Source organism: Anaerorhabdus sp. (genome assembly GCF_036641015.1).
GTDB lineage: Bacteria > Bacillota_I > Bacilli_A > Erysipelotrichales > Erysipelotrichaceae > Anaerorhabdus.
The window spans coordinates 1-11359 of the sequence record NZ_JAVWFO010000057.1 but is presented as its reverse complement, the minus strand read 5'-3'; the positions used below and the strand labels follow the sequence as shown (position 1 = coordinate 11359).

At 31.7% G+C, this 11359-nt stretch carries 13 protein-coding genes; all 13 read right to left on the bottom strand.

From position 1 onward, the window contains the following. Positions 1–40: 40 nt before the first annotated feature. Positions 41–1255, bottom strand: coding sequence for a phosphopentomutase (locus RR430_RS07960; protein ID WP_332508891.1), 1215 nt, complete (start codon positions 1253–1255; stop codon positions 41–43). Then, a complete protein-coding gene (locus RR430_RS07955; RefSeq protein ID WP_332487985.1) occupies positions 1248–2408 on the bottom strand; it encodes a YhfX family PLP-dependent enzyme in 1161 nt (386 codons plus the stop codon). Before RR430_RS07955 ends, RR430_RS07960 begins: the two co-directional genes overlap by 8 nt. Then, on the bottom strand, positions 2408–3499 hold the full coding sequence (locus RR430_RS07950) for an aminotransferase class V-fold PLP-dependent enzyme (RefSeq protein WP_332487987.1): 1092 nt from the start codon (positions 3497–3499) through the stop codon (positions 2408–2410). The genes RR430_RS07955 and RR430_RS07950 overlap by 1 nt, the downstream gene beginning before the upstream one ends. A gap of 2 nt (positions 3500–3501) precedes the next feature. After that, positions 3502–4485: an amidase family protein gene (locus RR430_RS07945; protein ID WP_332487989.1), complete on the bottom strand. Its 984-nt coding sequence runs from the start codon at positions 4483–4485 to the stop codon at positions 3502–3504. Continuing rightward, a complete protein-coding gene (locus RR430_RS07940) occupies positions 4478–5359 on the bottom strand; it encodes a phosphotriesterase family protein (protein WP_332487990.1) in 882 nt (293 codons plus the stop codon). Before RR430_RS07940 ends, RR430_RS07945 begins: the two co-directional genes overlap by 8 nt. 82 nt (positions 5360–5441) lie before the next feature. Beyond that, positions 5442–6752 carry a YhfT family protein gene (locus tag RR430_RS07935; protein WP_332487992.1) on the bottom strand — a complete coding sequence of 437 codons (1311 nt, stop codon included), beginning with the start codon at positions 6750–6752 and terminating at the stop codon, positions 5442–5444. 11 nt (positions 6753–6763) lie between these two features. Next, positions 6764–7132, bottom strand: a complete 369-nt coding sequence (locus RR430_RS07930) for a DUF2620 domain-containing protein (protein WP_332487994.1) — start codon at positions 7130–7132, stop codon at positions 6764–6766. Between the two features lie 32 nt (positions 7133–7164). Beyond that, complete coding sequence (locus RR430_RS07925) at positions 7165–7509, bottom strand: PRD domain-containing protein (RefSeq protein ID WP_332487996.1); 345 nt, start codon at positions 7507–7509, stop codon at positions 7165–7167. Between the two features lie 111 nt (positions 7510–7620). Beyond that, on the bottom strand, positions 7621–8541 hold the full coding sequence (gene yhfZ, locus RR430_RS07920; RefSeq protein WP_332487998.1) for a GntR family transcriptional regulator YhfZ: 921 nt from the start codon (positions 8539–8541) through the stop codon (positions 7621–7623). Positions 8542–8692: 151 nt separating this feature from the next. After that, positions 8693–9535, bottom strand: a complete 843-nt coding sequence (locus RR430_RS07915) for a YitT family protein (protein WP_332488000.1) — start codon at positions 9533–9535, stop codon at positions 8693–8695. A 58-nt stretch (positions 9536–9593) separates the two neighbouring features. Then, positions 9594–9734, bottom strand: coding sequence for a hypothetical protein (locus RR430_RS07910; protein ID WP_332488002.1), 141 nt, complete (start codon positions 9732–9734; stop codon positions 9594–9596). A 13-nt stretch (positions 9735–9747) separates the two neighbouring features. Then, on the bottom strand, positions 9748–11100 hold the full coding sequence (locus RR430_RS07905) for an MATE family efflux transporter (protein ID WP_332488004.1): 1353 nt from the start codon (positions 11098–11100) through the stop codon (positions 9748–9750). Between the two features lie 60 nt (positions 11101–11160). After that, a partial coding sequence (locus RR430_RS07900) for a hypothetical protein (RefSeq protein WP_332508890.1) occupies positions 11161–11359 on the bottom strand: 199 nt, incomplete at its 5' end.

The following is an 11359-nucleotide window of genomic DNA, read 5'->3' as shown; positions in this document are numbered from 1 at the left end:
TTATTTTCACATTCTAGGTTATTAATAAATCAGTATATTATTACTTATTTAGTTCCGAATAAAACGATGTCCCATTTTGTGGTGCTTTCGAGTTAAATGCTTCCGCTACAGTTGCTCCAACATCCGATAAACTTTTGCGTAATCCAATATGAACATTTTCTAAACCTTCACGATATATTAATAAAGGTACATTTTCTCGAGTATGTCTATTATGACCGATATTCGGATCATTACCATGATCTGCCATAACAATTAAGGTGTCTTCTTTATGAAGCAGTTTAATAATTTCACCAATTTTTTCATCAGCTAATTCTAATAACTCTTTATATTTTTTTGCATCTTGGCTATGACCTGCTAAGTCTGTTTCTTGAACATTAGTACAAATAAATCCATTTTGCATTGCTTTAATTTCATCAATAGTAATATTCAAAACCTCTTCAGTAGGAACACATGAAATTGATTTCCCATTGGTATTAATTACAATATCTGCAACTTTACCAATTAGCGTTACTGGAACTCCTTGAGCTGATAATAGTTCTGGCACTTGAACTTTTGGATCTACTCCATATCCCAAATGCAAGCATTGATAACCTTGTTGATAGGATTTTGATTTTACTGCATGAATTCCAATGAATTTTCCATCACGAGTTTCTTCTGCATTCAAAATATCTTTAATTGTTGTATTAGTACCTCCAAAAGGTATTACCCTATTTACTGTTACAACTTCTCTAACCAACTTACCAATCTCTAATTCTTTATCAAAACTCATGAAATCAAGTGGAGCAGTACAGTTATATGCCATTCCTAAATCAGCATCAATGTTATCGCCCACAGTACAATAATCATCAACCAACAAATAACGTAAACCTTCTGTTTCTAATACCTCTACTTTATGACCATTTTTTTCTAAGTGTTCTTTAACTTCATCAACCTTACCTTGAAATGGTTGCACAAGTGGTCTTTTTGGTAATGTGCCCATAATTTCTTGATGACCCATAAACGTATCAGCACCAAAATGCATTAACTCGGATTTTCCAAAGTTTGCATTAGGATATTCTTTCATCATGTTACTATTTTTTCCATAAGCATTCATTAATCCAAGTTTTTCTAAATTTGGTAAACATAAATCTGGAAAACTAGATAAAATACTTCCTAGGGTACTACTAACTTCATCCCCCGCTCTTACAATTTTTGCATCTTTCATTGCACCGATTCCGAATCCATCAAGCACAATAACAACAAATCTCTTATTCAATGATCTCATCTCCTAAACTATTGTATACACCAACAATTTTTGGTTTATTTGAACTTATACCTTGGATTAAACAAACATTTGATCGAGTAACAAATATTTGAAATCTAAACGCCATAATAACTGTATCGTTAATATTACATTCTTCATTTAACCCAAAATGATAATCAATGCTATCATCAACAGGCTTAATCACTTTAACTTTTTTATAATCATCAACAGATAATCCAACAAGTGCATTTTCTATATGAGAACGACGATAATGTCCACCACCAAATGCATATGCATTCCCCATAAAATTATGAGAAATTTCACTTAGATAGATTACACAAGGTATTTCCGGTTGAATTTTAGTTGCGTGAATTGGTGTAGTTCCGCTAAGTCCATGACCAGGCTCTCCACTGGTAACATTGTACTCAACCATTTTGCAAATCGTATTTACAGACGTTGTTGATGGGGCATTTATATTTTCAACATCAATTCCTAATTCAGATAATATTTCATTTGCTTTTAAAACTGTATACAAATTGTTTGTTGGTTCAGTATCATCTTTTTCTTGATCATATAAAAAACAAGGGAAAGATGTAACTCCTTTAATTTCAACATTTTTTAATTCTTTAATTTGAGCGACTACACTCTTTAAATCTTTAAGATGAATCCCTGCTGTTTGAGCACTGTAAATCATATCGTTGTCATCATAAACTCTTAATAGTAGTTTTTGAACAACGCCACTTTTTTTTGCGCAATCATTAATATCTTTTGTTTTCTCAACAGAATATACCGTAAAATATTCACACTTATAATCTACAAGTTTTTGAATAAGTGATTTACAAGGTTGAACAAGATGTCCCACATTACTAATTGGAACATTATGTTTCATCATAACTTTCGCTTCTTTAAAATCTACAACAACTGCTCCCTCATAACTAAGCTTAACAAGTTCTTTGGCTAAGAAAGGATTTCTTCCTATTTGCTTAAGCATAAAATACAAATGTATATTGTGCTTTTTTGCCTCTTCTAATATTAACTTTGCATTCTCTAAATAACTATCCACATCTACAACATAAGTATCAGGCTCAATTAATCCTTCTTGATGTAGTTTAAAAGTAGTTTCTAATAACGCACGATTGCGTTGTTCAATCATATTTACAAACATTACTTAGCCTTTTTAATACTTTCTTCAAGTATTCTTAAAACTGTTTTTGAGCCACTTCTCATCGGATTAATTCTAATCATTCTTTTTATTAATGTAGGATCACTTTGTAAGAACGTTCCTGATACACGGTAAAACATTGGTACTAATTCGTATTTAGATTCTGCACCGATAGGGTTTGGTGCTGCGCCCAATTTTTCAGCCTCCACTAAAACTTCTTCAGCAATATTTTCTTTAAATTCAACTAACAAAACTTTTGACTGAGCATTTGCAAGAAATGCATTTTTAACTTCTGGTAATATTCCGCTATTTAATTTATTAACTAGCTCTTCATTTTCTTCTGCTTGAATAGCTAGTGCAACCGGTGCATATGTTAAACCGCGTAGCACTTCCATCGCTTGCCAACCTTGAACTTTACTTCCGCCTGAATAATTCATCTTTTCAATTTTGTCGATTAATTCCTTTTTGCCAACAATGATACCAACACCTTCAGGACCTAATAATTTAAATGATGAAAAGCATGATAAATCAGCACCTAATTCAGCTCCAATTTTTTCTACTTTCATTACTGCGTAATTATCATCAGTAACAATCATAATATCTTTAGTATTTTTAATCGTTTTGATTACTTCTGCTATATCATAGCTATCATCTGGTTTTTGACGTGTATATTGCACAATAGCTCCATCAATTTTATTATTGGTTAAAACCTCACGCAACTCTTCTAAGTCATTATAATCAGCTTCTATGATATTTGCATTTAATCCTTGTAACGATGTTAACGTCGTAGGATAAATAGGTGCTTTATGCACTAAAACTGTAGCATTAGCTCCAACCGAAGCCATTAATGCAAATCGGATTGCACCAGTTCCCGCTCCTGTTACAAGAATGCTGCTTTCGCTTTCAAAGTATTTCGCTAAAACCTTTTCTACTTTCTCAGCGTATCTTGGTTTATTTAAACCTTTTACAACACCTAAATCCCCTAAACTTAAAAATGATGTCCCATCAAATTCTCTACATATTTCATCAACTAGACGAAATTGTTTTTCTTTAGCTTGTTCAAGTGTTATTGAATTAAGCGGAAATGTTTTCATATTCATCCTCCATATCCTTCCTCAAAATACATATTTAAATTTGAGAAATAATTAGTTATTAATTTATCTTCTTCTGTAACTAGTTGTTCTGCTATACAAAACATTTTATCAATTTTTTCTTTTTTACTTTCACACATTAGTACATATCCTTGTGCAAATTCTTTTTTAGGCACAACCAAACAAGTTGCATCAACCATATTAGCTACTCTTACAAATCCTTTTTTACTACTACGTTGAATTGCTTGAGTTGTCTCATCAAAATGACCAAATATAGTATCTCCAAATCCCTCTAAATCAACTGGTCCTTCTTGTGATATCATAACATCACACTTATCTAAATTTTCTTTCAAAAAATCTATGCATACTTTTCTTGTGTCTAATTGATTTGAAAATTCTATTTTTTCTACATCAAAAGAATAATTAGTTTCATCATGTATATCAGTAAACACTTTGATGTCTTCATAGAAATTAACATTCCCTAATATTAACTCAAACGTTTCAAGAAGCACTTTATATTCTCTTGTTATAAATCCTATTGAGGGACTAAACATAATACCATCAGTAGATCTTTTAGAATATTTAGTCATATTTTCTTTTTCAATTAACGGACTTATAATTCCAAAACAATTAACCGACAATGCTGGCGCTAATACTGAACCTCCACCATCTGTTCCTATCCCTATATCATTAATTCCAACTAATACATTTATTGCAGTACCACTACTTGATCCTGTCATATATCTACCACTAATCGGATTTATTAAATTAATATCAATTGCTCTGCCGCCTAATGAATGAGCATCAAGTGTATGAGCTAAATATTTATTACTTGCTTCTAATTTATTTATTAAAGAAGATGGAATTTGTTTAACATTTTTTATACCTATTAAATTTCTATCTTCATTTTTTTCTATCTTAGTTAATACCTTTTCAACAGATTTATATGGATTTAAACAAGCAACTGAATTCATTAATTGCTTATTCATAATCTTTAAAAAACCTTTGTGGATTTTCTATTAGCATTGTATCAATCGATTCTTTAGATAATCCTTTTTCTATTGCCATAGGTATAAATGTTTTTAGTAAATAAGCATATCCTATTCCACCATTTACTTCTAAGTGAGATTTTCTAGTTAAATCTTGTGATAACATCACTTGATTAATTTGACCTCTCTTTTCAATCTCAATAAGAAAATCAATTCTTTGTTCATCAGGAAAATAATTGTTTTTCCCAACTGTATCAAATCCTACATAAAATCCTTTATCTAATACATCTATAATAACATTTAAATCTTTACTTAAATCAATATGTCCTATAATTACTTTTTTAGGATCGACTCCTTGTTTAATAAAATAGTCTGCTTGACTAATTGCCAATGTACCTAATGTAGTATGTGTATATATTGGTGCGTTTGTTTTTTTATGCGCTATAACTGCCGCATTGAAAAGCTTAATTTCTTCATCTTCCCAAGTATTATTACTCGTTCCAATTTCACCTATAACACACGCTTTAACACCATTGTTAATTTCTTTAGTAATTTCATCAACCATTATATCCGCTAATTCTTCTTCACTTAATAAGTTAAACTCTTCTGGAAGAAACGGTACTTTATAATATCCTGTTGATTTAATTATATTCAATTTAGTTTCTCGTTCAATTCTTTCAATTATAGCTATATCTCTTCCCATACCACGATTCGATACTTCGACTATATTTCTTAAACCAAGTGCATAACATTCCTTTAATTCTAAAATTATTTCATCTGTCGCATCAAACGTACAGTCACTATCTTGTTTTACTTTCGATAAATCAATGTACATATGCTCATGCATATATGTATATCCTTTTATAATTTCCATTTCTGCCTCCGTGATAAAAGTAATACAAGTGAAGTGAATTTATCACTCCACTTGTATGAAGAAGATTATATTTACTACTTGTTTATGCTACTGGTACTAATGCTACTAAGTTAACTACTAGTAAAATATTAATTAAAATTCCAAATAAAATACAAGCAACAGGTCCGATTGCTAATTCAACAATTGGCTTTTTGAATGTTTTATTTAGTAACTCACATCCAATTACAAATAGAGCTCCAATACCACTCAATCCAACTGCTCCTGCCATTGCTTCAGCTGCTACAACAGCTCCAACTAATAAAGTTACTTCAAGTACTTTATTCATTGATGTACGAATATGTTCACCCATATCTTTAACACCTGGGAATTTATCCATACCTTTTGCGAAAACATTAATTAATAGAATTTCTACAATCATAACAATTGCACCAACAATTAATGCAACAATTGGATTATTAATAAATAATAGACCAATTACAAATACGAATGTACAACCTGCAGGTCCGTAAACACCAGTAACAATAGCTGTTGTAAATACTAATGGAACAAATCCAATAGCACGTGCAAACGCTGCTAATGCTGCTTCAGAATATGATCCAGCTGCAAGTAATGCTAAAGATGTTGGGTCACCAGCAACTACTGATAATGATGTTGCTGCTGCAATTAATCCACCCATTACTGCAAGTAGAATCCAGTTTTTTCTAATTCTTGAAACTTGATTTGAGAATACATTTACTAAAGATGTATTTGCATCTCCACCTTCATTTTTAACTTGTGTTGCATAAATTAACATTGTGATTGTACCTGCTAACATAGCCATACCTTCACCACTTAATGCAATTTTAAATTCTCCTAATGAGAAAATTCCAAACTTTTTAATTAAGAAATAAACTAATACAGTGATAACTCCAGTAACAATTCCTTTTTTGTAGCCATGTTGATATGCTACTGCTAACGCTGGGAAAACAGCAAATGCCACTGTTATAAATTTTGATACACTACCTAAAGCATTCAAGAAGTTGAATGGTAAGTAACCAAAAATAGTTACTATAGATTCAAGCCCAACTAAAATCCCAACTCCATAAAGACCACCAATTACTGCTGACATAATTGTACCAGTTAAATTATCTGGACACCATGTACCGATAATATCAGTTGTTAATAAAATTGCGTGAATCAAAATAATTGTCGCTGCGATTGATGTTGGAATACCAAACCCGATAACCAAACCGAAGCTGATTGCAAAACTCATTGTTGCTAATTCTTTACGATTAATCTTTCCTTCAAGATATTGTGGAACGATTGGACGGAATCCATCATTGAATACCGCAATTCCCTTGTTCGCTAGCACTGCTGCTAATGCACCAATTGCTGCAAGTAATACATAATTCATATACTATCCTCCTATTTGTTTTTTTCTACTAAAGCTTGAAGTAATACAGGTAAAACATTTTCAGCATGCTGAGCAGTAAATCCAAATGCTTTTTTGCCTTCGTTTACTGCCGCAATAATTTCCTCATCTGAGAAAATTTTTCCTGGCATCGAAATTGTTTTGCATAATTCAGGGCCTAACAAAGCCATAGCCATTGCTAATGCTCCCCCTCCACCTGTATTGCATGCACCTACATAATATTCATACGTGCCAGCTTTTAACAGGTTAACTGCATCAAGATCATTTTTAATAACAAGTTCAACATTGTCTCCAAGTGATTTTTTGATAAAATCATGTATTTCTTGTTTATTAATTTGACCTCCTACCACAATGCGTAACATAATCTTCCTCCTTCTATTTGAGACGAGTTTCTCTATTCCTCAGCAAATAAATTACATAAATGCATTAATAGAAATCTCTTTTCTTCTTCTGGATATGGGATTGGTGCTTTTAAAACCATTTTGTCATAGAAAACTGAAGCTTTTTCATAACTTGCATGTTTCACTACTTCTGCCCAAATTCCTTCATCTAGATTATCAACAGCTTCCTTCTTTATGATTCTTTCAGTTGCCATTGCTAGATGTGTTGTAAACATCTCCATTTTCCCTGTTTCTAGGTTTGAATCTGCTAACTCGTCAATTACACCAATTACATATGATGCACTTTCTGCCGATATAATATTGGCGTTCTCTAAAATTCTTATTCTCTCTTTTAACATTTGCTCTCCACTAAATTCAATATACTATATTTTGTATATTGAATACATTTTTATTTTATTATTATTGCCACTTAAAGTCAACCACAAAATAAATTATTCGTTTTTATTTATTTAATAGCTTGGAGTTAGTTTATGCTCTAATACTAGCTTTTGCGTATCCAAAACTATCTTTATATCTATTAGTTCATCCAATAAAGGAATTATTTGATCTGCTTTTCTACACACTATTACTGCTTCTGTATCTCTTAATTCATCCACAACTAGTGGAGAATAGTTAATTTTCAAATCCTTATCTGTTATTTCATCTTTGTTCCATATTGCCGCTTCAATTACTCCACTTTGAATATGTGTAAGAATTTGAGAATAATCTACTGGTATCAATTCTACCTTTTTATTACCACATGCCTTTTCGGTTAAAAATTGTTGATCTAATGAATCTGAATCAATACCAACTTTCATTCCATCTTTAATTTCCTTAATTGTAGGGTCATTAAACACAACAATGTGCTCGCTAAGATAAGAATGTACTCCAAATTCTTTGATTATTGATAATTCAAGTCCTTGTTCAATAAATTGTAAAGCTGCATATTTTGACAACACCGCAAAATCATAACGATTAGCTAGAAGCATACTCACTCTATTTCTTGCACCTCTCATATACGCTAGAGAACAAGGAATATTATAACGATTTTCCATTGTGCTAATTAAGCCAGTTGCAAAACCTTCGTATTTTCTTGAATATGGTAAAGGCATAACTCCAACAATTGAAGTTATTCCTGCAAATTCAAGTAATATTTTAGTATTTTTTTCTTCTAAGAAAGTCCCAAGGTGTCCTTTCGAAACTAATTCTATTGCTTTATTATCTTGTAGAAATTTAATTGAATTTTGAACCGTTCCCCTTGAAAGATTCAGCTTATCACAAAATTCCGTTACTGTAGGTATTTTTTGGTTAAGTGAAAACTTTAAAAACTCTCTTGATAAATAATGAGTTGCCAACCCATTTTTACTTAATAGCATTTCTTTATAGTTCATATGAATCTCCTAGTATTAATTTAATTATACTAAATTTTGTATATTTAAAACAGTAGTAAAAACAATTAATATATTTTCCAAAAAATTATATTATAAAATGCACATCCATTTTTTAGTTGCTGAATTAATGGATGTGCACTATTTTACTAGGCTATATTTTAAACTCGCTTGTGAATCCAAGTCCCTTTACTTCATTTGTATCACTCATAACAATAAAAGCATTTGGATCAATATCATTAACTAATCTTGTTAAGTCACGATATTGATTTTTACTTACCACTGTTAACACAACTTTTTGCACATCATGAGAATAACCACCTTCAGCATGTAGAAGAGTAGTACCACGTACCATCTTTTCATGAATTGCATCCGATATTTCTTGATATCTAGGTGAAATAATTTGCACTGCTTTAGCATCCTGTAATCCCATCATCAATACTTTATCAACAGCTTGAGATGCTGTCCATACTGCAATAAATCCAATTAGTACTGATTCAATTCCCATAGAGAATAATCCTAATCCTACTGTAACCGCATCAATTATTAATACCAATGTTGCTAAACTACATGTTGTGTATTTATGTAATATCATTGTAACTACATTAATGCCACCTGTGCTTGCTCCAGTACGCATCGCAATTCCTGCACCAATACCTGTAAGTAATCCACCATACAATGACGCTAACAATGGATCTACATCAATCATGAATCGACCTTTAAACCAAAGTAAAGCGACTGGGTATACAATACTACTAATTAATGTTTTAAACGCAAAGTTCTTTCCCAGTAGTGCTGTTCCTACTAAAAATAAACCAATCGTAAATATATTAACAAATAATAATGGATCAATATGAATGAGCGGTTGTAAGGCAATCCCTAAACCCGCAAGTCCCCCTGATAGAATATTATATGGCAATATGAAAACAGCCACTCCAAATGCAATCAAAATATTACCTAATATAACTAAAATAACATCCACTAACTTTTTATCCATACTATGCTCCTTTTTAAAAATTAAAGGCTTATCAGAAGATAAACCCAAAATTATTTAATTAATCTGTTGTTTGTTGATCCTTTTGATTTGATTCTTGTAGATTAAACTCTTTCATTTTTGATGTAAACTCTTTTTCTGCTTCATCAAGTTTTTTCAGTATTTCATCTAATTCATTTTTAATATCATCATTTGGCTTCATCGAATCTCACCTCTTACACTAAATTAAACGCCTTCTTAAATGTTTTATAACAAATTGGGATATAAATCAAGACTACAATTATTTCTGCAACAGGATATGATGCCCAAACACCATTTAAACCCCATATTTCTCCAAAAATAAATGCAAATGGCACTAAGAATATCAATTGACGTAATAGCGTCATAATCATGCTAGACATTCCTTTGCCTAAAGATTGGAACACTGTGTTCATCGAAATAGAAGCACCCGCAAATACAAATGAAATTGAAATAATAATCAACGCTACTCTTGCGACTTCAAGTAAAGCAGCAGATGGATTAAATAATCCCAATAGTAAATCTGTACCAAACATGAATAACGCTGTACCTGCTACCATTAACCCTATCGCTGTCATTAAATATAGTTTAACCGTTGCTTTATAACGTTCCACATCTTGTGAACCAAAGTTAAATGATAAAATTGGTAATGCTCCTTGATTTAAGCCAAAGACTGGCATAAATACAAACGAATTCAATTTAAAGTAAATACTTAATGCGGTAACTGCCGCATCTGAATAATTGACTAGTACAAAGTTCATACAAGTAGTAGTAACCGAACCAACTGCATTCATAATCGCTACTGGTAACCCTACCGAATAAATAGTCTTAATACGATGCCAGCGTAAATGTAATCCTTTAAACTGAAATTTAACTTCATGTTTACCAACTAACATACAACCTGTAATAAACAACATCCCAAATATTTGCCCAATTACTGTTGCGATTGCTGCACCTCTAACTCCCATAGCAGGAATTCCAAAATAACCAAAGATAAATACTGGATCAAGAATAATATTAGTAATTGCACCTATTAATAATGAAATCATCGGTAATATCATATTACCTTGTGCTTGGAATATTCTTTCGAAATACATCCCCACAAAAACCCCTACACTACACACCATTACTACACTCAAGTAATCATATCCCATAGCAAGAACCGTTGGATCTTTTGTAAATAGAGCTAAGAATGGTTTTGACAAAAAGATTCCTACAAAAGCACAAAACACCGTGTGAAATAAAGCTAAGATAAGACCAGTTGATGCCGTCTTATTTGCTTCCTCATGGTTCCGTTGCCCAAGTCGTCTAGCTACTAATGTTGATGTTCCAATTGCTCCCCCTAAAGATAAAGAAGTTACAATCATTTGCATTGGAAATACTAACCCTAGCGCAAACATTGCTTGTTCCGATATTTGCGAAATATAAACTGTATCTACAATATTATAAAGTGCTTGAATAAGCATCGAAAACATTGCTGGGACACTCATTGAGAATAATAATTTTGATACTGGCCAAGTTGCCATTTTATTTGCATTTGTTGTTGTCATATTCTCTCCTCCCAATAACGGCTATTATAGCAAACCTGGGAAGGATTAACCAGTTTTATTTTATTTCTTATTTGTTATTATTTTCGCAAATACAATAGCTAAACTACACAAAAATAGATACAACACCAAACTAGCCCCACTATATACTATTGATGCTTTTGGTCTAGGGAATAAATTTAAAATATAGCTTCCTAAAAACATCGAAAAATACGGTAATATCAAAAGACTAAAAAATGAATAAAACTTAAAATCATCTTTG

What these genes read in the sequence shown, in the direction of transcription:
- RR430_RS07915 (WP_332488000.1), bottom strand. Translation starts at nt 9,535, where the DNA reads ATGGATAAAAAGTTAGTGGATGTTATTTTAGTTATATTAGGTAATATT.
- RR430_RS07950 (WP_332487987.1), bottom strand. Translation starts at nt 3,499, where the DNA reads ATGAAAACATTTCCGCTTAATTCAATAACACTTGAACAAGCTAAAGAA.
- RR430_RS07955 (WP_332487985.1), bottom strand. Translation starts at nt 2,408, where the DNA reads ATGTTTGTAAATATGATTGAACAACGCAATCGTGCGTTATTAGAAACT.
- RR430_RS07910 (WP_332488002.1), bottom strand. Translation starts at nt 9,734, where the DNA reads ATGAAGCCAAATGATGATATTAAAAATGAATTAGATGAAATACTGAAA.
- RR430_RS07925 (WP_332487996.1), bottom strand. Translation starts at nt 7,509, where the DNA reads ATGTTAAAAGAGAGAATAAGAATTTTAGAGAACGCCAATATTATATCG.
- RR430_RS07935 (WP_332487992.1), bottom strand. Translation starts at nt 6,752, where the DNA reads ATGAATTATGTATTACTTGCAGCAATTGGTGCATTAGCAGCAGTGCTA.
- RR430_RS07945 (WP_332487989.1), bottom strand. Translation starts at nt 4,485, where the DNA reads ATGAATAAGCAATTAATGAATTCAGTTGCTTGTTTAAATCCATATAAA.
- RR430_RS07905 (WP_332488004.1), bottom strand. Translation starts at nt 11,100, where the DNA reads ATGACAACAACAAATGCAAATAAAATGGCAACTTGGCCAGTATCAAAA.
- RR430_RS07940 (WP_332487990.1), bottom strand. Translation starts at nt 5,359, where the DNA reads ATGGAAATTATAAAAGGATATACATATATGCATGAGCATATGTACATT.
- yhfZ (WP_332487998.1), bottom strand. Translation starts at nt 8,541, where the DNA reads ATGAACTATAAAGAAATGCTATTAAGTAAAAATGGGTTGGCAACTCAT.
- RR430_RS07930 (WP_332487994.1), bottom strand. Translation starts at nt 7,132, where the DNA reads ATGTTACGCATTGTGGTAGGAGGTCAAATTAATAAACAAGAAATACAT.